General features: G+C 43.4%; 14 protein-coding genes. 6 read left to right on the forward strand and 8 right to left on the reverse strand.

The window, feature by feature from the left end:
- Positions 1 to 10: 10 nt before the first annotated feature.
- Entirely contained in the window at positions 11 to 895 is an 885-nt protein-coding gene (gene scrK, locus FFM73_RS01605) for a fructokinase ScrK (protein WP_054654205.1), read from the reverse strand.
- Positions 896 to 1,330: 435 nt separating this feature from the next.
- Here scrK and FFM73_RS01610 point away from each other — a divergent pair, with 435 nt between their 5' ends.
- Complete coding sequence (locus FFM73_RS01610; RefSeq protein ID WP_137630038.1) at positions 1,331 to 2,509, forward strand: RNA-guided endonuclease InsQ/TnpB family protein; 1,179 nt, start codon at positions 1,331 to 1,333, stop codon at positions 2,507 to 2,509.
- Positions 2,510 to 2,660: 151 nt separating this feature from the next.
- A complete protein-coding gene (locus FFM73_RS01615; RefSeq protein ID WP_137630039.1) occupies positions 2,661 to 3,647 on the forward strand; it encodes a LacI family DNA-binding transcriptional regulator in 987 nt (328 codons plus the stop codon).
- A 113-nt stretch (positions 3,648 to 3,760) separates the two neighbouring features.
- On the opposite strand, the gene FFM73_RS01620 is transcribed toward FFM73_RS01615, so the two are convergent.
- The 5 genes from FFM73_RS01620 to FFM73_RS01640 form a co-directional block, all read right to left on the reverse strand.
- Positions 3,761 to 4,369 (reverse strand): cadmium resistance transporter, encoded by a 609-nt coding sequence (locus FFM73_RS01620; protein WP_171001152.1) that lies wholly within the window; start codon positions 4,367 to 4,369, stop codon positions 3,761 to 3,763.
- 157 nt (positions 4,370 to 4,526) lie between these two features.
- Positions 4,527 to 8,243, reverse strand: coding sequence for a DUF5776 domain-containing protein (locus FFM73_RS01625; RefSeq protein ID WP_137630041.1), 3,717 nt, complete (start codon positions 8,241 to 8,243; stop codon positions 4,527 to 4,529).
- A 202-nt stretch (positions 8,244 to 8,445) separates the two neighbouring features.
- Positions 8,446 to 9,057 carry a matrixin family metalloprotease gene (locus FFM73_RS01630; protein WP_137630042.1) on the reverse strand — a complete coding sequence of 204 codons (612 nt, stop codon included), beginning with the start codon at positions 9,055 to 9,057 and terminating at the stop codon, positions 8,446 to 8,448.
- A 575-nt stretch (positions 9,058 to 9,632) separates the two neighbouring features.
- On the reverse strand, positions 9,633 to 11,807 hold the full coding sequence (locus FFM73_RS01635) for a KxYKxGKxW signal peptide domain-containing protein (RefSeq protein ID WP_137630043.1): 2,175 nt from the start codon (positions 11,805 to 11,807) through the stop codon (positions 9,633 to 9,635).
- Between the two features lie 322 nt (positions 11,808 to 12,129).
- Positions 12,130 to 12,417 carry a putative quinol monooxygenase gene (locus tag FFM73_RS01640; protein ID WP_137630044.1) on the reverse strand — a complete coding sequence of 96 codons (288 nt, stop codon included), beginning with the start codon at positions 12,415 to 12,417 and terminating at the stop codon, positions 12,130 to 12,132.
- 356 nt (positions 12,418 to 12,773) lie between these two features.
- Between FFM73_RS01640 and FFM73_RS01645 the strand changes: the two genes are divergently transcribed.
- From FFM73_RS01645 to FFM73_RS01660, 4 genes are all read left to right on the forward strand, one after another.
- A complete protein-coding gene (locus tag FFM73_RS01645; protein WP_137630045.1) occupies positions 12,774 to 14,279 on the forward strand; it encodes a BglG family transcription antiterminator in 1,506 nt (501 codons plus the stop codon).
- Positions 14,269 to 16,401 (forward strand): MucBP domain-containing protein, encoded by a 2,133-nt coding sequence (locus tag FFM73_RS01650; RefSeq protein WP_171001153.1) that lies wholly within the window; start codon positions 14,269 to 14,271, stop codon positions 16,399 to 16,401. Before FFM73_RS01645 ends, FFM73_RS01650 begins: the two co-directional genes overlap by 11 nt.
- Before the next feature lie 490 nt (positions 16,402 to 16,891).
- Positions 16,892 to 19,240, forward strand: coding sequence for a hypothetical protein (locus tag FFM73_RS01655; protein WP_137630047.1), 2,349 nt, complete (start codon positions 16,892 to 16,894; stop codon positions 19,238 to 19,240).
- 303 nt (positions 19,241 to 19,543) lie between these two features.
- Positions 19,544 to 22,339 (forward strand): KxYKxGKxW signal peptide domain-containing protein, encoded by a 2,796-nt coding sequence (locus FFM73_RS01660; RefSeq protein ID WP_137630048.1) that lies wholly within the window; start codon positions 19,544 to 19,546, stop codon positions 22,337 to 22,339.
- Positions 22,340 to 22,511: 172 nt separating this feature from the next.
- Here the strand turns inward: FFM73_RS01660 and FFM73_RS01665 are convergent, their stop codons facing one another.
- Both FFM73_RS01665 and FFM73_RS01670 read right to left on the reverse strand, forming a co-directional pair.
- Complete coding sequence (locus tag FFM73_RS01665; protein WP_137630049.1) at positions 22,512 to 24,290, reverse strand: KxYKxGKxW signal peptide domain-containing protein; 1,779 nt, start codon at positions 24,288 to 24,290, stop codon at positions 22,512 to 22,514.
- 443 nt (positions 24,291 to 24,733) lie between these two features.
- On the reverse strand, positions 24,734 to 25,177 hold the full coding sequence (locus FFM73_RS01670) for a hypothetical protein (protein WP_137630050.1): 444 nt from the start codon (positions 25,175 to 25,177) through the stop codon (positions 24,734 to 24,736).
- Between the last annotated feature and the right edge of the window lie 124 nt (positions 25,178 to 25,301).

The following is a 25,301-nucleotide window of genomic DNA, read 5'->3' on the forward strand; positions in this document are numbered from 1 at the left end:
TTTTAAATCATTAGTCTACTAATTGATTAACTTCGCGAAAGGCTAAAGCAAAATTGCCAATCGTCGCTGAACCATTATGCTTTGCCAGTGGCATGGTGATGTATTTATCCAAATCACCGACATCGACATAATCATTCATTAAATCAGCGAAGTCCTTGCGTACCTTCTTCAAGAATTCCTCACTGACGACCCCGCCGCCAAAGACGATCTTTTGGGGACGAATCTGCAACGTGGTCTGCAAGGCTGCTTGCGCAACGTAGTAAGCCATGATGTCCCAAACATGATCGGTCAGCGGAATGTCTTGGCCCTTCTTGCCTGTCCGCGCTTCAAACGTTGGGCCGGCAACCAGACCTTCCAGACAATCACCGTGATACGGGCAAATGCCTTTGAAATCTAAGTCATCCGGATGACGTTTCAAGCGAACGTGACCGACTTCAGGATGGCCCAAAGTCCCAATAAACTTACCATCCAGCACGGTGCCGGCACCAACGCCAGTACCAATGGTGTAATACGTCAACGCTTCAATCTTTTCGTTGAATAACGTTGATAAGGTATATTCACCGTATGCTGAGCCATTGACATCCGTCGTCCAATAAACTGGAATGTCAAAGGCTTTTTTCAACATCCCCAAGAAATTGGTGTTTGCCCAACCAGGTTTGGGGGTATCGGTAATGTATCCATATAATGGTGCGTTTTTACGAATTTCAATTGGCCCAAATGACGCAACCGAAATGGCCTGTAAATCGGGAAACTTCTTAAAGAAATCAATTGATTTTTGAATCGTTTCCTCTGGGGTTGTTGTCGGATACTGGATCCGTTCCTGCACCCGATAATCTTCATTACCAACTGCCGCAACGAACTTGGTACCACCCGCTTCGATACTTCCTAATAGCATGTCATTCACCACTCTTCAAAATTATTTAATGTATCTTGTAACCGCTTTCAGTTATTAGATTAGCATGGTCAGAGAAAATAAAACGGGTTTTATCGGGATTGGTAAAAATTTCCTTTTCCTCCAGAATCCGTGAAAGCGCTTCAAGACAGCGCTTTCATACTTCGTAAACGTTTACGAAAAAAGTACCCTTTTTATTCAAAATACCTTAAAATAGATTTATAAAATGAATTTAGTAACTCATTCCAACTTACGTAAGCATTATAAAAAAAGGATAGTATCATGCTGTTTTGACAGTCTTAAATAACCTGACTGATTTGAAAAATAGTTTCCCTCATAATTCCCTTAAAATGACTTTTAAAGGGATCTATCCGGTATAATTATCACGAACCCACTGGATAAAGTGGGGCATCAAATTTAATTAAACGAGGAAATGCGATGTTAATTACCTATAAAGTTGAGCTTAAGCCAACTGATAAGCAGGCTTGGCAGATTGATCAGCAGATATCCGGCAGTCGATGGGCCTACAACCTCTTTTTAGATATTAATCGTCAGCGTTATGAGTGTGGTTATCACTACATGAGCGCCTATGAGTTTTCTAAGTGGTTTAATCATGATTATTTGGATGCTAATCCAGATGATCAGTGGATTAAAGAATTGTATGCCAAGTCCATTAAGCAAGCGTTTATTGATGCGGATACGGCCATGAAACGTTTTTTTAAGAAGCTAAGTGGTTATCCGCATTGGCGTTCGTTTAAACATGGTCAGGGCAGCTACTATTTCGTTAAGAACGGGCAGAAACAAATTATTGCTTGTGAACGGCACCGGATTAAATTGCCTAAACTGGGCTGGATACGGTTGAAAGAATTCGGCTATATTCCTACAGATGCCGAACACTTTATCATTAAAAATGGGCGGGTGAAAGTTAAAGCTGGTCGGTATTATCTGACCTGTGTTGTGGAACAGGTTGATCCGATTCAACCTACATTAGATGGCTGTCCTATCGGCATTGACCTAGGATTAAAGAATTTCGCCATCTTAAGTGACGGTTCCATTTACGGTAATCAGAACAAAAGCAGTCGTCTAAAGCGAATCAGGAAACGGCTCCGACGGCTACAAAGAAAATTATCACGCCAGTATCGTGCACTGAAGGCTAGAAAACAGAAGGAAGGCAGATCTGCTACTGATTTAAACCTAGCTAAAACTCAGCTGAAAGTGCAGCGGCTCTATCAACGGTTAACTAATATTCAAATCGATTATCAAAATAAGCTGATTACCACTGTGGTGAGAACCAAACCGCAATGGGTTGCTCTAGAAGATTTGAATATTAGTGGGATGATGAAAAATCGGCATTTGGCTCAATCTATCGCTCAGCAAGGTCTCTATAACTTTAGAGCGAAACTGATTACTAAATGTCAGCAATTAGGAATTCCGGTGCATCTCACCGGTCGCTTTGAACCGACTTCCAAGCTTTGTCATAACTGCGGAACTAAGAAAGTGAGCTTAAAGCTGAGTGAACGTACTTATCACTGTCCTAATTGTTACTATACCAATGACCGTGATTTAAATGCTGCCCTGAATATCAGGGATACTAAAAACTTTGCCTTAGCCTACTAAAACAGGCTGCAAAGTATGTACCGGTGGCTAGCCGGGAATTAACGCTTGTGGACTATCATATCAACCGCAGTAGCGAGCATTATGCGAGACGGGATAGGAAGAAGCAAGAAAAATCGTTAACTTTTTATAAGTTATCAGTAGCAGGCTTTTGATGACTGAAAATAATCGGCGCATTACCATTAAAGAAATTGCCAAAAAGGCTGGCGTCTCGATTGCAACCGTTTCGCGCGCGTTAAACGACCGGCCAGGCATTAGTCTCGAAACTAAGGAACACATCCAGCGCATCATCACCCGTTCCGGTTATCGGCCAAGTATGTTTGCGCGCAATATGCGCTCACAGCAAAGTAAAATGATCGGTGTTATCGTGTCAAACACGGCTAATGATTTCTTTAAAGACGTCAACCGAGCCATCCAAGACCAAGCAACGAAATATAATTTCACCGTTTTGATCATTAACTCTGATGAAGACCCAGTAAAAGAACGCCAGGCCATTAAAATTTTACGTAACTATGACGTTTCCGGTTTTATCATTGCCAGCACTGACGAAACCATCGACTATCCGAGTTTAGTCGGTAACACCCCAACGGTCTTTTTTGACCGCGCTCCTAAATCCGAAATTGCGCAGTTTGATACCGTGCTCGTGAACAATGAATTCGGCGCGAAACTGGCCGTTGAAGAACTGATTCGCCAAGGCGCATCCAAGGTGGGTATTGTCGTCAGCGGTGTCCAGACTTCGGGTCAGGAACGTTTAAAGGGCTACAAACAAGCTTTGAGAGAATACCAGTTACCTATCGATGATGAGCTGATCTACACCAGTGACGTCCAGCAGCTAAAAGCCATGGGTTACGTGAGAGACCTGCTGATCAACCAAAAGTGCGATGCACTGTTTGCGGGTGATAATACCTTACTGATGGTGGTACTAGAAGAAATAAAGCTGCTGAACCGAACGGATGTTAAAGTCGCAACCTTTGATAACATCACGTGGTTTAACTATTTTAAACAGCCGGTGATTTCGGTTAAGCAGCCGACTACGACCATTGGACATGAGACAGTTGACGCGCTCATCAACCGCATGAAAGATCCTCAGCGACCAGCAAAAGTACGGCGGCTTTCCGTGCAGTTGATTCGGCGATCGTAAACGTTACTTAATTAGAAATAACAAAAATAGTGACTAACTTGCTGCACTTTGATGTGTCTTCCCAAAGTACAGTAAATCAGCCACTATTTTTGTAACAACTAAGCAGTTAGCACTCATAATAAGTTCATTAAAAATCTAAACGTTCCATTATTCCACATGACATACAACCCAAGTCCAATATAGACTGCTGAGGTGATCCAGCGACCGTAATTTTCCAGCAAAAGTGCAATTGTAGGTAATTTCACCATGCCATACCCCACAAAGCAGAATACTATCAGCATAACTAGGAACGTTGCCAAAATAATCACGATTCCATTTGCTCGTAATGTCACAAACAGGGGTACAAAAATACTGAGATTATCAGCACTAGTGGCAATGGTGATCAAAACCACGTTCCAGAAGAGCTTTCGCTTAGCATTCAATGTCTGATCGACCGTTGCTCTATCGTCATCATCTGACCCATTAAATGCCAGTCGCACACCCATCCAGATTGGGACTAAACCAAGTAGTCCAAGCATCCAAAGGCTGGGAATAAAGTGCAGGATAAACGCCATCACTAAAGCCACCAGTACAACTAATGCGGAACCTAATAAGTCGCCTAGAAAGACTGAAAAGCGTTCATGCCACTGCTTGGTGCGGCCAAATATTAACATCAAAATAATTAAATAATCAACATTCGCTGACGTATAAGCCACGATGCCTGAAATAATTAAATGGCTCAAAATGACTTCTCTCCACTTCATCTATTAGTTTTCAATACTTAATTTTCACACTATCCCCTATTATCATATCGCATATTTAAGTGAGAACATATTAAAAACCTCACTAACTAGCAAAAAGGCATCACGATCCCGACTTTGGTCACCGTGATGCCTTTTTTTAAAATTGGGCCTTAACTAATACTGAATAGGCGGTAATATAACCACCGCTCACCAGATAGCGTTTTAACGATTTAACCTGATAATTATATCCATTAGAGTAATCCCAGCCCTTGATTCGGAAGGTTTGCGGTGCAATTGCCGGGTAGTGCTGATTGCGCTTCGTTAGCTGTAGATCGTCATACCGGTTCAACGCTGCCAATTTGTTAGCTGAGCTAGGCATTGGCACCACACCCATCTTAACCAGCTGTTTGTTAGCCGTGATGTAGCTGCCATCCGCTAGAATAAAGCGGGTTGCCACCCGGTCAGCCACGAGACTAACGATTTGGAGTACAGTCCCCTGCTTGTAATGATCGACCTTACCCGTTAGATCAGCGGTGCTGTAGCTGTTAATGCCCTTAGGATTTAACACCGTGATTGCACTCGGCAGCGTCTGATAGTAAGCGCTGCGCACCATGGCTGGATCAGCATCCACGTAACCTGTCAGTCCGTAAGTAGCGCTCTTTTCATTAATATCACGAACTTGGTAGCGCAGCTGGTTTTGCGAATCATAGACCCATCCGATCACCATGAACCGGGGCCGGTAGATACGGGGCTTCTTCACGTAAGTTGCCAGGACGTTACTGGTTGCAAATTCAGGCGAACTGTACAGCTTTAATGTAGTCAAAGCATAGATCACGTGCCCCACTAACCACGGCTGAATTTCCGCTGGCGGCGTCGTTATTGGACTACCTGGCGTGCTTGGATTTTCCGGCAGGGCATCCTTAGTGTAGACCAGTAATAAAATTGACGGTAAACTGCCATAGAGCGTTGGTAGCTGAATCACATCTCGTTGCGCATCCTGCAGTGTTTTAAAGGTGTACCCCGGAATATTTGCAATCAATTTTGCCAGCACCGTAGCGTTGAGCTCATCAGTGGCTGGTCCCGAAATACTCAAATCAGTACTAATGAGGTTCCCCAGCTCATCCATTACCCGAACGGCTACGTTGACCTGTTTGACTGCGTAAACCGCCCTAATACCGCCAACGATATCCGCGTACGTAAAGTTGTCGAGCAACGCTGAACCATCTGCAGCCACCAAGTGATCAATCACGTAATGTGGCAATGTTGGTGCCAGCATTGCTAGATCTGCCGGTGTCAAGGCACCGTTAGCTGGTCCAGAAATGGTCGTTTCCGTTAGGGGATTGCCATCTTCATCTACCTGCTGAACTGGAATGATTAAGGTATTAGCATTAAAGATCACGACTAACCCATCCTCAACATCGCCAAACGTGAAGTTGGCTCCTAGCGCTGAACCATCTAATTTAGTCACGTGATCATACGTGTAGTTCGAAATATTAGGTAACTGTGCTTGCAAATCCGTCAGTGGAAAAGTAGCCGTGTACGCGCCTGAAATCCCAGAACCCGTTGCCAAAACCGTTCCTAAATTATCCTTTATCGTGATTGGCACCGATACGGTCACGGGGGCGTAGGTCAAACGCAGCGTGTAGCCCGGAATCAGGTACGGTACCGTCGTTGCACTGATCGGTATCACCACCCCATTGGGATCAACTACCGCAGCGCCGGAAAAGGTATAGTGCGGAATCGACTTGACCGTACTGCTGATCAACGGCCCACCGTTAATATCTGTGTCCACCTCATCATCTTGGCCAAAGGAGATAAAGTTGCCACCTTGATAGTAGCCATGCTGAACGGTAGCTGGAATAGTATCCGCAAATAATACAGTCAGGTTAGTATCTGCTGCAGCAAAGGTACCCGTTGTGACAACCCGATTTGCCTGCCCGTTGCCTGCCAGATAATCACTGTATTTACCAGTGCCATTCAAGACGATGTACTTAGAGCCAAGTTTATCTACCAGATAACTCATTGGAAAATTAGTCGCCGAGTTGTTGTTGAGGTCAAATGCTGTGCCAATCGTATTAGTAAGGGTGGCACTAGCGCCAATCTCCGGTTGCTGGCCATCCGTCTGCAGATACTGATAATTCACGTTCACCCGCCCACGAGTATTTGAAATCAGGTATGGGATGGTAATGTAGCCATCAAAGGCGTCCTGAGTAACCCCATTGGGCTGAGCCATTGGAAAGAACGCTGTCAGTACACCATACCGGCCATTGGGCGGTGTCAATAAATTACTGAATACGATGGTATTTGTTCCTACCCGAGCGGCATTTGCGGTACTGGCGATTACGCTATATCCATTATCACCAGGATACGAAATACCACCATAAGGATTAACAGTACGCGGCAGTCCATCGGTACCAACAACGTTAAAGGTGATTTGAACACTCGTTGTGCCAACGGGGAAAACCATTGGACTGATTGGAATATATTGGTACCGCAAAATACTTTGCGGATAGTTCACATTCAATCCGGATGGATCAGACACTTGCCCCCAACCTATATCGATGCTCGTTAACTGCGGTAACGACCGCAGGACACTCATATCCTGTATTGGCTGGTCTAAGATTTTAACGGCTTTCAGATTGGGCAAGCCAGCTAATGCTGAAATATCCCACAAGTTACCAATCACATCTTGACCGAACGTTGCTTGAGTAACTGCCGAATAGTCATGGACATCGATATTTTGTAACGAGGTTGCATACTGCATTCCCTCCATCGTCCACCAACCCTGCATCATATAAGCATAAAATTGAGTGTATGCATGGGTGGTCGGACCCGATTCTTGCAGTGAATTGGCAGTTGTGAAATCGGTCATGGTTGCTAAATTAGCTTTAGAGAACTGACTTCTAAACGCATCAAACGTTGCGTAATTAGTCTGATAATTAGTCATATACGTTAGGTACTGCATGCCCGTGTCTGGCATCCATTCGTCGATATACAGTTTATTGGTTGCTGGATCGACCCCAGTCGCTGTCGCTGGAATCGCTGCTGCATAGGTACTGCCTTGCCAGCCCTGCTGACCAATCGTGGTCATCTTCGGATGGACATTTAACTGTTTCATGTTGGTTACAGCGGCATTAGTGACGTTAAAAGCGTTCGTTGCCGTAATAGCATTCGTCCCATTGGTTGGGACCGGAACGTTTAACTTAACGTCCTTGATCAGATCAACGCCGATCTTGGCTGGTGCCACCGTCTGCACTTCAGGCAACGCCTGCGTCGCAACTTGCGGATCCGTTTCTGATAACACTCCGGATCGATCTTTTAGTGATGTACTAGCTGCTGTTGACTGTTCCCGCTGTTCAGGTATTTGAGTCACCGGTTGCGAACTCGTTTTACTAATGCTCGCCGGCTGTGTACTTTCATTAGTTGCACTAGTTACGTTAGTTTCATTAGTCGAGACAGTCTCACCTACTGGCTGATTCGCTGGCGTTTCAGTTGCCACACCTTCAGCATCCCCCTGCTGAGGCGTAACCGCACTTTCAGTTGTAGTCGTTGCACTGCTAGCCGTTGGTACGGTACTCGCAGTCTCGTTTTCAACAGACGCATTATTGGCTGGCGCACTGTTTGTAGCCGGTACTGAGCCACTCTCTGCCACCGGTGCCGCAGTGGCGACACTTTCAGCCGTTGGGGTATCAGCCACACTTTGCTCAATATTGGTTGAAGAAACGGCTGTTGTCCTGTCTTCAGCATGAGCTTTCACATTTAACATCAAAGAACCCAATAACAAACTACTAGAGAACAATGCCGAGGTCATCAAAACATGCCATGGTAACTGAACAGTTTTGGCGGTCAAACCGCTATGACGCTTTTTTAACATTTTATCGCCCTCTTCTCCTATGCCGATGCCGAGTTTCACCGGATGTGAAATTCTGATGAGATATTAGCACGCAAGCTTGATTTCGTCACGTAAATACACTCACATTATTCTGTCAGTAATCAACACAATAATCCTGAATTATATTATTCAAAAAAGTCTTAATATGATAAAGTTAAATTCCACTACACCATAATAATTCTAATCAGTACTGTTCAGAAACCACTCGCACAGCTTCTTTTGTCTGTCGAGTAAAAACCGTTTTAAGCAAAGCATCGCTGGCAATATCGGTATTAGTGTTGGTCGTCGTTGTCGTCACTGTCGTGTTAATAAAATACTGTGCTGGTGGCAGGCTGTACAGGTACTGCACGTTGCTTACATCCACCGGTTGAATATCCACGTACCGGGTCGTTTTGTACATCACGCTTTGCTTATTCGGATTGTGGGCTAAGCCCATTGCGTGCCCTAACTCATGTTCGGCAACGTTGACCCGCTGTGTAGTCGTATAAGCATACTTCTTCAACAGCGTATGAATCAGGTGTACTTTTACATCAGTGATTCGTTTAGTCGTATCATAATTTACATAGGCCACCCCAACGTAATTATGGGTGACTAACGATGCTTCGTTGGCCTGAGCAGGCTGAATCGTAATCTGAGCTGGTCCGTTCAAAATGTTAAACTTAAACACTTTTTTGGCGTTCCAGGCTGTAATTGCCCGTTTCCAAACCGCGGTGTAATAGGGACCCGTCTTAATTTGAACCGTGGCTTGCGGGGTTTCAAAACGCCATGGGTTAACAGGGATACGCCGCCTTTGCAACTTGCCCTAAGCTCAGCAATAACAGGATCAATACGATAACGGTTACCCAGAATTTTTTTAACATTGTCTTCACTTTCTCTCTTGTGTTGGGATTTAGAAAACTGGCTCATCAAAATTGGTCTACTTTAGAATAAGAATATTGTACTTGGTTTCAAAATAAAGTCCAAAGATTAGCTTGAAAATCTCAAGTGTTTTTAGTTGCCATTGTCAGTCAATGTTGATAAAATGCCACCGTAATCAATTCAACGGAACTGGTTACAAAATACCCGTATGTTTCTACGGCTTCCCTGACCGTTTTCACGGGTTACACTGGTCCCCTCAAGCAGTTGCTCCTTATCCCTTCAACTGTTATCCAGCGTAATCAGCATTAGTCGACAATTTTAAACTACTGTCCCGGTTTAAAACTATGACTGAAAACGGTTTGTTTCAGCAACACGCTGAAACAATATGTATCACAGCCCCTCGTACCTGCATACCCCGGGCTGTTTTTATGCAATAAAATAAAAGTCCTGACCAATTTTTAGATTGATCAGGACTTTTATATTTACTACGTTGATTACTCTTGCAAAATAAGTCTATTCGTAATGCCGTTTAAGTTTCAAACCAAACAGTCCCAGCAAACTGGTTAATACAGTCATTCCCATAACCGTAATTACAGATGAGTTAGCCTCATTGGTCTGCGGTAGATTCTGAGTTGCTGGACGAGTTTGCGTTAATTTTGAATTAGCGGGCATTTCCCTTTGAGCAGTAGTAACCACTTTAACATGAGCAACAGCGTTAGACTCCTTTTGACGGCTAATAACCGTATTCTTGTCAGAAACCGTTGTTACTTTATTAGACTTTGGCGTTTTATTTGAATTTGGAACCTGTTTTTTAGAAGTCGTTGGGGGAATGACAACGGTCGTTTCGGGCGTTGACGGTGTTGTTCCTGGTGTTTCCGGTGTAACTGGTGTTATGGGTGTTGCTGGCGTTACAGGCGACACTGGTGTCACCGGCGTTGTTGGTGTTGTTGGCGTTACTGGTGGCGTGACCGTTCCACCACCGCTTCCGGGAGTTGTTGGCGTATATCTAACAATTACCGTTGTTGACTCTGGTGCTGTCCATAATAAGCCCACTCCCAGCATTGGTACAGTCGCAATTTCCGGCGTATATCCTGCTACGATCGGTGAATTAAAGGCGTTATAAACACCAGTTGGCACGTAGATCACGTTACCGCTCACCGCGTTTTTGATTGTGGTGTAGGTCATGGTTTGAATTTCATCTGGCGCTAATTGCGTAGTGCCATCCTGTTTGGTGAAATGAATGGTCCGCGTTGAGGTCGCCGTACCGTAATCAATTCTCGGTGTGAAGTAAAAATTAAAGTTTTGCGTCACGTTTGAATCGGTATCCATGTACCAAGTAGTCGTTGGATAATCGCTGCTGATGAATCGGTAACCTTCATTTTCAAAGTATTGAATTGATTTAGTCGGTGACCAAAAAGCTGGTGTGATCGGCATTTCGCTAGGATTCACAGCGGAAAGCTGATCGAGCTGCTGATTGGTACTGGAATCAATAAACGTTAGCGTCCATTTCTGTTTTTCAGGCAGGTAAGTTGTCACCACGTAATCTGAGTGGGCTGTAATGCCAGTTTCACCCTTTGTCACATCCCAGCCATTCAGATCGGTAAGTTTAAATGGTTTGACATCAATCAACTCATAGGGGTAATCCGTTGGACTATCCGCCCGGCTACCCTGATTCCACTGGGCTGGCTTGTACCCCTTGATATCAGGTAAGCTCGTCACGTTGGGATATTTAAAGGTCGTCGCCAACTGACCGTCAGCGGTTTGCCAGTCAGACAGCACGATCTTACCAGCTGTATCCACACTAGCCGTCCGGTAAAAGGTTTCCGTAAAAGGCGTTCCAAATTCCCAGGCCGTCTTTATAAACGTCACCGGATTGGGATTAACTTTGGCTTGGCCTGTCCAATCATTGATTGTGTAATAATAACTTCGTTCCAAGATAGCCTTTAAGTTATAATCGCTATCGACCTGAACCCCGCCAATGGTACTATTCTTTGACAGCCAGCCGTTAGGATTCCCTGTCTGATCCCAGGTAATCGTACCCGTTGGCAACGTTTGCGGCTTCAGCGGGTTAACCGTTGTGGGCGCTTCAGCAGTTTTTAGTGACTGTTGCGCTGCGGTTGATTTAATTGTTTGCGTTGTTTGGGTATTATTGGTCGTTTTTAGTGCTTCTGGTGTTATTTCTGAAGTTTCTGATTTAGCTGACTTACTAGTAGTTTCTGGCTTCGTAGTAGTCTCTGCCTTGACAGCAGTTACTGTGCTTACCTGTTCTGAAGCTGTGTCTTTAGTGCTTTCCGCAGTCTTAACCGGTTCTACTTGTGAAGAGTCAGCTTGGACTTCTGCTGGATCAGTTTTCACAACAGTTGTATCTCGAGTTGAGACCTGATCGTCAGTCTTTTCAGTGTCCGCACTCTGAGTAGTTGCAGTGTCCACTGAAGACGACTGGCCGTGGCTTAAAACAAAGCTATCGCCAGAGATGCTGTTAGTTTCAGTTGAGGAACTAATAGTCGTTGTCTCACTTGTTGCAGTTGCTGCAGTTGTTGCAGTCTCAGCGGAGGCGTTTACTTGGCCACCAAACAAGGCCAGCGAAACTGTTGCAATTCCCATGGCAACCCAAATAGTTCCAGATTTATATAGTTTAAAATGCACCTTTTGTTCCGCATCAGGTCTACTTGCACGATATCTGGTCATGATTAATTCCCCCTTTAGGCATTCATTACCGCCTCAAAAGTTAACTAGTCCAATTTCTACTTACCGAATGTCTAAAAATTAGTCATGCCAAATCAATCCTGAAGTATAAGTCTCTCTTTACCTATAACAATACTTATTACACCGTAAGCGTAACCTATACCTTTATAGATTACAATTGAAGTGTCTCCAAATAGTTTCCCAATTTTTTCAAGAAAAAACGAGAATATGAGAATTATTTCACAAAAATAGATTACCGCGTTAAAATCATTCAGATCTTAGCGCGGTAATGTGAATTCTAACCGGTTATTCAATTATGAAACCACTACTCACCATAGGTCATCCGGGTAATCACGGGATCTTCAGTTAGAAAATCACCCACGCCGGCTAAAAAGGCTTTGAAGTGCGGCGTTTCATTATGGAAATCAACAGCGGCACCGTCTTGCCAATGCTCGATAATTTCATAATCCGTATCGCTGCCGATCTTTTTAAAATGGTCGTAACTGACATTGCCAGTCTCCGCCCGGGAGCCTTGAACTAACTTATCGATGAATGCCTCATATCTGTCCTGTTCTCCAGGCTTCACAACCAGCTTAACGTTAATGACTTTCATAACAGCATCCCCTTTTTATTTAGTGCTCTTATTATGACTTATTTCACTATAGAGCGCTACTAATTAAGCCTCAAAATTGATCTGCAGGCTTGATGGCTACATGACGATGCCAACTTCAACCGTAATCTTTCGGTTAAATGTTCCTTTTTTTTGAAATAATTTTTTAAAATCCCAAATAGTTGGTACACCTTAAATACTGCTAAGTCGGTAAACTATGGGTTAAAATACGGTATACTGAGATTAGAAGAATGTTGTTTTGTATTCATTTGCAAGTATTGAATTTAAATTTTAGCGTTAGGCAGTTAGGGGGTTGCATGTCATTCACTAGTCAAATAGTGAATCATGCGAATTGATAAATGAACTATGATTATCTTTTCACAAAGAACGATACCGTTTGTTACCGCATTCTATCGGAATTTAATGTCCGCACTGATTTCACCATCACGAAGAGTGACCTTGGTGACATTTTTGATCTGACCTATTATCAGTTCCATAAGTATTTCGATCAAATCAACACGGATCTCGCGGCCGTATCGAAGGGCACCCCCTGCTACATTGACGAAGCACCCAATTCGTCCTGGAAAGCCTTTGGGCTCAACACGTTTACGTTGCAAAAGATTGCCCTCGTTTACTTAAACCGCTCGCCGTTTATGATGGCATTGGAATATCAATTTTTCTACGACAATCTGCATACCAAGCGGGAGTTTATTACTGCCAATTATCTCAGTTCATCCGTTTTTTACCGGGCACTGGAATCCTTAGAACGAACGCTGAAAAAACACCATTTTTACCAGCCTAGTTCACTTTTTTCAGATCAGGAGTTTACCATCCGGCTCCATCTGTTTCAACTCTACTACACCATGTACAACAGCGTTTCAGAACCCTTTGAGTCCATTAACGATCTCATTGCAGCAGTCATTCAGCAAATTTATCACGTGCTGCCAGTCGAAGTTGGACCAACGTCTGAAACCAAATTATCCACTTTTCTCAGGATTTGGCTGCTGCGAATCTTTAATCAGCATGAGATCACGGACGATGCCTTGGTACAAATTAAGCTGGATGACCGTGGTAAACAGTTATTTGAATCACTTAAAACGTTATTTGCGGATCAAATCACCCTATCTAGCACTGAGTTTAATTACTTATATAATTTCTTGATTTCTCAAGGCTACTTGGGCAGCAAGATTCAAAACCAGACTGCTTCCTCTTTTCCAAGCGTGGTTCAGCTTTCAAAGCAGTTCATGGATGGTATTTTACACGAGAACGTCTTAGTGGATACCAAACTGATGAACACCGATAAGCTCTGGAGCCGATTGCTGCAGATCCATTTACAGTTCACCACGTTTTATATCGAACCCACCACCTTTATCAATCCTAACCAGATGAAGTTTTTCTCCGACTTGTACCCGACCTTTGACATCGCTATCCGCAAGATGATCGGCTCGCTGCAGCAGCGAACGGATTTACACCTGACTAGCGATATGGCAGTTAACCTCTACTTTAGTTATATGTTTGCCTTGATCAACTCGATTCCACCAGAGCTGATGAAAGACCAGGTACACATCTGCGTTGATTTCTCGGAGGGGTCGCTATACACGGACTATGTAATTCAATCACTGGACTCCTTCAACCACGCCCACTTGATTATCGACAAGGTTGTGAAGCCCGAAACTGACATTTATATTTCAGATTTTCATTCGCCCAAGGTCAAGCAACCGCAAATTATTTGGCAAGATCCTCCGACCGCACCAGATTGGGCCGAACTAGCCGATACTATTTTGGCCACCAAACACGCCAAGTTAATTGAATTTTATCCAAATGCACAACCGTTTTGGGGAGGCGACAGTTCTAATGAAAAATAACACGAAATGGTTCTTCACTAGCCTATTTTCAGCCGTTCTTTTGAGTACCCTTCAAGCTCAACAGGTTCAGGCTGATACTGCGTCTACTACTCCGAGCTCAGACACGCAGACCACGCAAGCAGCTGGAACTTCTGAAACCCAAACGAATCAAGAAGTCCCACTACGCAACGGTAGTTCAAGTCAACCTGATGCCAGTTCTTCTGCGGCCACCCAACCGACGAATAGTACCACTAACAGTTCAGCTGCCAATTTAACGAAGCCAACCGCGGATAGTGAAACAACCAAACCGGCAGCAACGGCAGCCGAACTCACCGCTGCAAAACAGGCGGCGGCCAAAGTCTTTCAGCAAACTCATCAGCCGCAAACGGTTACTGCGGTAGACACACCACTTGAAGTAACCGGATCCATGACTTTCAAGTACATCGACAGCACCAATCGTCAGCCGATTATCTTCGACGGCGCGGAATCTTCATCACCAGCCTTAGTTAACGATCATAACGTCGCCAGTTTAACGATTCACACCTCTGAACCTGATCCCACTACAGCTAATACTGGTGACAAGACCCAGTATGCGGTGGCAATACCGGGCTACGCCTACGTTGGCAATCCTGCAACAGACGTGCCGGATACTTTTTCCGCTGGCAGCCAGACAGTTAATCTAACGTACACGCCATTGGCCGGATTAGACGTGAAGTACGTTGACGTCAACGATCCCGATAAACTCCTATGGTCTTACAAACTAGACTCCAAGTATCAATTTGCTGGCGACAGCTACAAAACGGATTACTTTCCGATTCCATTTAACGGTTATGTTTTTGACCATGTCGATGGCGATGCCACTGGTCAATTCGGTCAGCTAGTTAAATCAGCGACTGATACCAATCCAATTCAAATCACTTATTACTATGCCAAAGACCCAGCTTATACTGGACCAACAGGTACCCCTCTAACGGCTACCACGCTGTACCAGCAGCAATCGCCAATGGCCAGTACCAAGCGCCCTGGTGATTTAATTGCGACAACGCCAAGCCATGTTCCTGGTTACACCTTGATTTCTACCATGGGTATCTTCCAAGGCACTATGCCAGACCATGGTGAAAACGCTATTGAGGAGTACCTGAGCAACTCACCCGTTACCGTCAACTATATTGACAAGGCCACTGGCGCGGTGCTTAAAACAGTAATGATTGGCACAATCGATGCCGTCCACGGAATCTTCCCAGACGGTCAATACCAGACCAATGTTCAGCCAATTGCCGGCTACCAATTGGACCACATCATCGGCGCAACCAGCGGTAGTTTCGACCCGGTTAATAAACAGGTCAACTACTACTATCACAAAACAGCCGTGATCCCGTCTGATTCAGAAACAACTAGCTATGGGTCAACCAGCACAGTAAGCAGTGGCCCCAGCACCGTTAAACCGAGGGCCACCATTAACAATGCTCCTACTGTAACGCCAACTGCCAAAATACCAACTACTTTGAGCAGCGCGATCATTAATTATATTGGTCCCAATAATCACCTGATCGACATTAAAATCGTTTCCGGCAGGATTGGCAATTTCATCAAGCCCATGCTGAGTTCCACGATTATTAAGCACAGTAAACAAGGCTTTCAAACGATTTCGTCAAACATCCAAGAAGCGACGATCTTCACCCCTAAAATTCAGGAATACTTTGTTCATTTGGTAGAATCAGGTTCCGGCAACCCGTTTGTGCAGCACACCATGCCAGCATTGAACCGCTTAAACGACCTCGTCAAACATAACGATGACGTAAAGAATTCCGCAGATGATGATCAAACTGAAACTAACCAGGGTTATGGTCAGAATACCAATAATAAGTATTCTAATAAGAACGGTCTGCCAGGCCGGCTTCAAGAACTAGATGCTGTGCACAAGTCCCAAGACCAATCCGATGATAAATCAAATCACGGTAATAATTACAACCGTCAAATCAGTGCCACTTATCAAGATGATCTGGCCAGATTAGCCCACTTCTACCATAACGGTGGTGGCGGTAGTGGCAATGATAATTCATTTTCATCACTAGCAGACTATTTTGAAATCTTATCCGGAAAAATTAACTTTGGTGAACGCCCAGTTAAGGGCAGCGAATAATAGATAAAAACGGAAGCGCTTAAAGGCACTTCCGTTTTTTAGATTGATGTTCAAGATTAACTGTGTACCTTTGTCACGACTATCTTAAATAGGTAATAAATCATCGTTTGTCCATTTGCAGATTCACACTAACGTAACTGCCAATTTGTACAGAGGTTTCATATAATTTTGCTTTAAATTGAAATCAGAAATAAGTTGTTATTTAAAACCACTATTAGGCTAATATATGAAAACTAATATGTGAAAAAATATTAATTGCTAAAATTTGGGCTACCCTTTTATACTTATTAACATACTGACTGCCGTACGCTTACTAGTGTTCCTGAACACATTATAAATATATGTTAGTTTTCAATTACTTAAATTATATATAACAGGGTTATTATAGCTTGTGATTATCATAACTTGTGTTACTATGATGGCGGAGGATAAATGTTATAGTTTTTGATTTTTGTTTGAAAGTTTCAAGTAGGAGAGGGGCAATTTTACTATGTCAAGAAACAATTTAGTATCACCATTTATTGAAAAGAAACACACTGTTAGGCTCTACAAGCAAGGAAAGTGCTGGGTAACAATCGGGATTACCATGGCAACCTTAGCTGGTATTTCATTGGCTACTGGCACCACTGCAAAAGCTGCGGACAACGCAGCTGGGGATGCAGCACCAGAAACAAGTCAAAGTACAGCTAATACGCCATCAAATACCGCAACCTTGCGGACACCAGCCAAACCTGCTGCAAATGCAACAAATAATGCAACGGAGTCAGCAAGCGCTAATGCCACAAATACGCCAACAGCTAATTCAACCAATAACAAACAAAATGCAGCTGCAACAGCCAATCCAAAAGTAGCACCTACTCCTGCACCAGCACCGGCTCCGGTTCAAACACCTCAAGCGACCGAAACTAATACAATCGTTAAGACCACTGATGCCAAGGGTAATGCATCCACTGACCCGACTAAGACCGAGACCAATACTCCTGTTGAAGTCAGCGGTCAAGAAGTTGCGAAAGGATTTACGACTGGCGGTACAGCTAACCCAGATGTTGAAAATGGGTCTACTAACCCAACGCAACCTAAGTTTGAAAAAAATAATGGTAATACCGTTAAATTAACTGATCCTTCTGATAAGAACTATGTCCAAGTTGGTGTGGCAGCCGCTAAAGATGCTGTTGATTTCAAGACTGACTTTAGTTTAAGCGCTACCGTTAACGTTAAATGGGATCCATCGATGAACGACTGGCTTGGCGGTGACGGCATGGCAGTTTCACTGCAACCGATTTCCAACCAGGATACTTTAACTAAAGCTGTCCAAGGTAGCGCTATGGGATTAGCCGCACAAGACTCAGCTGGCAATCCTGTTGTTGGAACGATTGCTTACGTTATTTCAACCAATCCTCTGGGCCTTTCACCACAGTCTGTAAACACTGCAAACGGCACCAAAGTAGCTTATCATGGCGATGGTAACTGGGTCATCTATCCTTCTAGTAGCGATACCATGGTAGCCAAGGATAGCGTCTATGACACTGGCATTGGCGTACCACAAGACAAGACGACTGGTCAATTAAATTACACCTTTGACGTGGCTTACACTACTAACAATAACCAATTAGTCACTACTGTTTTGGATACTAATAATCATCCGGTTAAAACCTATGTTCAGCAAATCGACAATTCTGAAATTGGTAAAAACTATGTATTAAGTGTCAGTGGTGCGACTGCTTCTTCTAAAGCCGCTTATACTGCTACCATCAATGGTTACAAGTACGTTCCTGCCGATGCCAAATTAGATATTACCAACAATATCAATACACCTAGCGCTGAACAATCCGGTATTCTGGGTACACCAGGCCAAGTTATTGCCTTCTACAGAGCTGGTACTCAAGCACCAACGACTGATGCTAATGGTAAAGCCGTTTCAGTCGCCTATGCAGTGCCAACGGTTCCTGACTATACGCTAGCCGGATCGCAGTTCATCACGTTAGCTGCTGGCGGTGTCAATAACATTGAATTAAACTACGCTAAAGCACAAACGGTTACGGCAACTGTTACCATTCCAAGCAATCTCGGTAATCAAATTGTTACTAATGTAACCGGGGTTGTTAACACAATCGTCAACGTTCCCGTTCCAACTATTTCTGGCTATACCCAAGACAAAACAACGGTTCCATCTACTGTTAACGATAATGGTACAATTACCGTAAATGGTCCTAAGGCTAAAACTGGCGATGCGGGTTATGTTACTTATACTAAGACAAAAACAACTGATGATAATAATCAGCCAGGTGGTTCAACCACAGAAACTACCCAAACAGATACGACAACACCGCCGACCACAACGGATTCAAACACTGACACCACAACGCCTACTACTACGGATTCAGATAACGATACAACGACACCTACAACTACTACGGATTCAACAACACCTGCCGTTACTACGGATTCAAGCAACGATACGGCAGCGCCTACAGCTACTAAGAATTCAAAGGACGGCCAAGTAACACCGTCGATCTCAACGGATTCAAGCAAAGGTACAGTTGTCCCTGAAGCACAATCCGCAACTCAAAGTGGCAGTCAATCAACCACTGAACAACACGCTACAACAGTTTCACCATCAGCGACTGGTCAAACCAAGGTTACTGAATTATCCAATTCAATAACCGCTCCAAGCCAATCACCAACTGGTCAAAAGGAAACCACTCAAAATGCCAGTGGTCAACTACCACAAACTAATGAGCAATCTGATCAGACTAAAGCAACTGGTTTCTTGGGATTGATCATGCTGAGTCTCCTAAGTTTCTTCGGACTTAGAAGAAAGCAGACTGGTGATAAATAAAGGACAGTCATATTCTGAGAATGAAAAATAGTTAGACAAGTAAATATCGTTTAAACCAAAATGACCTGATTTCTAAATTCAATTGAAATCAGGTCATTTTTGCGGTCAAATTAACGACTATCACTGCCTATTTAAATAACCATTGGCAGCAAAAACACCTCTTAAATAAAGCTTTTAAATCTAAAGCATATCCACCTACATTACTGATATTCTATGATATGATTAATTTTGGAGGGGTATTGTCATCGCACCCTATTATTGGGATGCTGATAGCTAAATTAAAAAGGAGTGGACAATTTTACTATGTCAAAAAATAACTTAAGGTCACCATTTATAAAAAAGAAACATACTGTCAAACTATATAAGGTAGGTAAACAATGGACCATCATGGGCATGACCGTTGCTACCCTTGCTGGTATTTCATTCGCTACTGGTACTACTGCAAAGGCAATGGAGACAACGACTAACGATACAGCCCCTGCAACTAGTCAAAACCTGCAGAATTCCGGTGTTGATGAATCGCAGCAAGCCACTGATCCCGCAACAAGCACGGAAACAAAGGCTGCTCCAGCATCAGCAAATAATGCGGAAACACCCACTAATGCAGCAGCTTCCAATACAGGCAATGCCGAAGTTTCAGCCAACAACACATCGGGTCAAGTCGCAAATGCTAAGACCGATACTGCGTCAAATACCCCAACTGGTTCAACAACTGCTGAATCCCAAACAGCCCCTGCAACAAATGCCACTGTAAATCCAGTTGCCGCACCGGCACCAGCACCAGAAGCGCCAACTGCCGAAACAAGCCCAATCGTCACCACCACTGACCAGTCTGGTACCGCCTCCACTGACCCAACGAAAACTGGGAACAGCTCACCGGTTAAAATTGAAGGGCAGCAAATTGCCGACCACTTTGTCGCCGGTGGCAACGGTGGTCCAACTACCCCTCAGATCAATGGCAATACCGCCAATCTAACTAAACCAGACGATCCTAATTACGTTCAAAACGCTGCTGTGGTCGCTAAAGACGCCGTTGATTTTAATAGTGATTTTAGTTTAAATGCCACTGTTAACGTTAACTGGGACCCTAGTATGGGCTCTTGGCTCGGTGGCGATGGCATGGCAGTCGCCTTTCAGCCAATTTCCACTAATGATGCTTTAACCAAAGGCGCAACCGGTGGCGGTATGGGATTAGTTCAAACTGATAATCAAGCTCAACCGATTGCTGGCACAATTAGTTACATCATTTCAACGAATGCGCTTGGTCAATCACCATTAACGGTAGATGGTGCACCCAATACTAATAACCATCACTGGGTAATCTATCAATCAGGTTCTGCCAGCAGTCAAGCTACTGGTGGCGTCTATGATACTGGCGTAGCAGTACCATCGGCAACTCAATCAACTGGTAACTTAACCTACACCTTTGATGTCAAATACGAAGCTGATACTAAACAATTAGTCACTAACATTTTAGATACTAACGGTAATTCGGTTAAAACCTTCACCCAAACTATTAAGCCTGAACAAATGGGCAAAAATTACGTTCTGGGTGTCACCGCTTCGACAGCTGCCTCAAAGGCTGCCTACAATGTCACTATTAACAGTTACGCCTACGTTCCTGCTGATGCTAAATTAAACATTACGAGTAACCAGCCCAGCGTTGGCCAATCAGGCATCAACGGGACACCTGGACAAGTGATTGCCTTTTATCCATCAGGAACTGCTGCACCAACAACCGATGCTAACAACATGCCCATTTCAGTGGCATATGAAGTACCAGCTGTCCAAGGTTATACCTTAGCTTCACCGCAATTCGTAACCTTGACGGCTGGTGGTGAAAACAATGTCAATTTAATTTATACGGGTAATCCAGTGACAACCGTGGTTACCATCCCTTCCAATCAAGGTGATCAAACCGTTACTAATGTCACTGGGCACGTTGGTGATACCATCAACGTAACTGTCCCATCGCTTACTGGCTATACTGCTGATAAAGACAAGGTTGCAGCTACGATTAATCCCGATGGTACGATCACGGTTAACACGCCTAAAGCTCAAACTGGCGATGCAGGCTATGTCACCTATACGGGTGATCCAGTAACAGCCACGGTAACGATTCCTTCTAACAAGGGTAATCAAACCGTTGCTAACGTTGCCGGCAAAGTTGGCGACACTGTCCAAGTTTCGGTACCAACAATTAACGGCTATACAGCTGATAAATCCACGGTAGCTGCAACAGTTAATCCAGATGGTTCCATCGTCGTTAACGTCCCTAAGGCTCAAACTGGCGATGCAGGTTACGTCACCTATACAGGAGACCCAGTAACAGCCACGGTCACGATTCCTTCTAATCAAGGCGACCAAACCGTCACCGGCGTAACGGGTAAGGTTGGCGATACGGTCAATGTATCCGTACCAACGATCAACGGCTACACTGCTGATAAATCCACGGTAGCTGCAACGGTTAACGCAGATAAGACGATTACTGTAAACGATCCTAAGACTAACTCTGGTGATGCGGGCTATGTTACCTACACGGTAATCTCAAGCCAACCTAGTAATAATCAATCTAATAATCAGCCCGGCGAATCAGCGGGAACTAACCCACCAAATCCAATAACGCCAACGACTACAACTGATGCTAATAATGATACGGTAACACCAGTAACTACCAATGATTCAAATGATGGATCAACCACATTGACCGACACAACAGATTCAACGAATGGCACAAAACCATCGGCCATCACAACGGGTCCAAGTAACGCTACCGCTATACCTGAAGCTGAAACACAATCAACGAATCAAGGTAGCAACCAATCTCAAAATGTCAGTCAGTCAACTACTGAACAGCATTCAGCAGTAGTCCCATTGTCAACAACTAACCAACCACAGATGACGAAATCATCAAATTCAGTAGCAACTCCAGGTCAATCAACAATGACTCAAAAAGAAACGGTTCAAAATAACAGTGGTCAATTACCACAAACTAATGAACAACCTGATCAAGCTAAAGCAACTGGTCTCTTAGGCTTGATTATGATTAGCCTGTTAAGTTTATTCGGTCTTAGAAGAAAACAAACTGACGATAAATAGTTTTAAAAGAGAGGTCATCAAAATTTTGATAACCTCTTCTTGTGTGCTTAGAACAGTAATCGTCGATACTCGTGAAGTCAGTTAAATCTAACGCATCCAAAAGCCCCGTTCATCCATAAATGAACGGGGCTTTTTAGGATTCTACATAAAATTTTGTTAATCCATCACCATTTTAATTTTCATGCTTACGTTTCTTTACATCAATACCTAAAGCGCCAAGAATACTCATACCCAGCAAGGCAATCAAACTTGCAGAAGCAGACTCGCTAGTCTGTGGTAACGTTTGGGTCTTGGTGCTTTGAGCTTTAGTACTTTGAACATTAATATTCTGCGATGCCACCTTCGTTACAATAGCCCTACCAGCAGCACTTTGAGCTGTCACAACACTGGCATTTTGAACGGCTTGACCTTTTTTAGCAGCAGTCGATTGACCACTCTTAACAGTGTCAGGTTGTGTTGAAATCGTTGTTCCCTGAGTTCGGGTATCCGGTTCAGCTGATGTAGCTGTTCCTTCAGAAGTTTGCATAACTGGTTCCGCTGAAGTAGGTGTTGAAGACGTTGGTGATACAGTTTGATTTGTATCAGGAGTCGTGGTGTCATAGGCAGTAGTCGTTTTAACTGGATTATTATTTATTGGATTACTATTTATTGGTCCTGTACCCGTATCGACCTGCTTGTAAGTTAACGTTAAGGTCATCTGGTTACCATAAGCCGTTCCGTTTGTTACAGTCTGTGTTGGATTGGCAAGTTCGTAACCGGGAATTACAGGCGCAGTGATTCCAAAATTGATCCCTTGATTTTTAGTATAATCATTGGAATTTTGAATGGACTGTCCGTTTTGATCAACGTACTTGACGGTAATATTGGTCGTACCTAATCCATCTTCTGCAACGGTTCCTAAGGGCCGATATACAAAATTAGCGATTAAAAGCAATGGCGTATTTCTTATCGGAAAGGTGATTGTGCTTCTATTAGGATCAACTAGTGTATAGCCCACAAGCGTTGAAGCATGGACACTATCAAAATACTCATGACCTGGCGTACCGACTCCGAAATAAATGGTCTGAGATGATTGAAGCTCCCTACCTGACTCATCAACCAATCGCTGAACTACTGGTACCATTCTTGCGTAAGCAACTTTGATAGTTATTGGTGTGTCGCTATAAATACCCATAAGTACGCCGTTTTTAAATCCGCTATTAGACATACCATCTAAAATTGAATAATGTACCTTATCAGCACCTACAAGAATCTGCGAAGGCGCATGACCGCCATTATATAGAGTCTCCAACGATCCAGAATAACTGACCTGACTTGCTACCGGCGAGATAGTTGACTTACCATTGGCATACTTAACTACACTGGCATTTTTAATTGCATTGCCAGTATCATCAACATACTCCACATTAATTGAACCAATTCCAGTATCATCAACGCGGGTTAATTTTTGCGGAATCCCCGCTTTTTCATATTCAGTCTTGGCGACAACCTGTGCATTTTTAAATTGAGCATCCGTTTGTGGCGCCTTTTCTGTGACTATGTTTTTGTCTGTTGGTATTGTTTTTGCTTCTGAAACTGGCTGCTTAGCTACTGAAGTTGGTTGCGTTTTTTGAACATTTTGACCAGCAACTGGTGTAGAAGGTGCTGTTGAATCGGTTGATTGCGTAACCTTATTTGTCTGAGTAGTAGCTGTTGTCCTTGCAGTATCCGTTTGTGATAATACTTGGGTCTTTGAATCACTTGCAGTAGCTGCTTTTGTAGTCTGAGTGGAACTTTGAGGTGTGTTGTCTGCTGTACTAACTGTCGCAGCATTGGCATTAGTTACAAATGCTCCGGTACCAATGGCTAAAGCAGTAATCCCCATAGCTACCCACTTTTTCCCATCTTTATATGTTTTAACACGATGAATCTTTTCCTCTGAATTAAATAACCTCATTTTGCGATTCTTCATACTATTTCCTCCAAAATATCTTAACAACCAGCGTTAGCAGTAAGTAGAATACTTCTAATAGCTCAATAGCTAACAGTAGACTGTCATAGTTACCCCAAACTGACCAATCTTATACGTTACAACTGTCATTGAGCTTTGCCTTTTCGATAATGCCCCCCTACTTTATTTCAACAAACTGCTGCTTTTTAAACCGCTTTCATTATGGACTGATTGCTTCAAAATGTCTAGTTATTATTTACAAATGCTGATATATCAATAAAGTGTGGGATAAGTTAAAGCCATTTTGAGATATATTTGTTAATATGTGTATTATATTTAATGCTTAAATATAAAAGTTAGTTTCCACATTCAAATCAAAATTTTAACATCATTTTTCAGTCTCAAAATAGACAAAAAGAACCGACTCTTCCGAATCGGTTCTTTTGCGCACTCATTTATACAGCTTATTTATAATACCAGTGACCATAGTGATGTTCGGGTGAAAACTTATGACCATTATTGATTGTGAGATAGTTCATCAGATGCATTTTATTACCCTTTTGGTAAAATTTATAATAGAAAATTTCTTTTCCATTGGTATAAAGTGTTTCATGACCCTTTACATAGTAATAATGACTCCCCGCTTTGTGATGGTAACTTTGGTTGTTACTTACCATTGGATCACCAAATCCACCAGCATTATTAATCAAATTTTTACCAATTTTAACTTCAAATCGAGTATGCGTCCCTGCAACTGTAATCGACTTTGTTTTCCACGTACCTCGTAAAGCTGATGGCGTCCCTCTATGCCAAGTTGTCGCGTGAGCGGTAGTACCAAACCCAATAGCCAAGCCTAAAGCAGCCACAAAACCAGCCAATAACAACTTTCCCTGCTTAAATAATTTCATCCGCTAACTTCCCCCTCAAATTGATTGAATTTATTATGCGTGTTTATTGTAGCATAACTTATGGCTTAGATATCGTTGAAATTTGTCTACCTGCTTAAATCGATTCGCTTAATATTAGAGGTTC

Source organism: Secundilactobacillus hailunensis (assembly GCF_005405185.1).
Taxonomy (GTDB): Bacteria; Bacillota; Bacilli; order Lactobacillales; family Lactobacillaceae; genus Secundilactobacillus; species Secundilactobacillus hailunensis.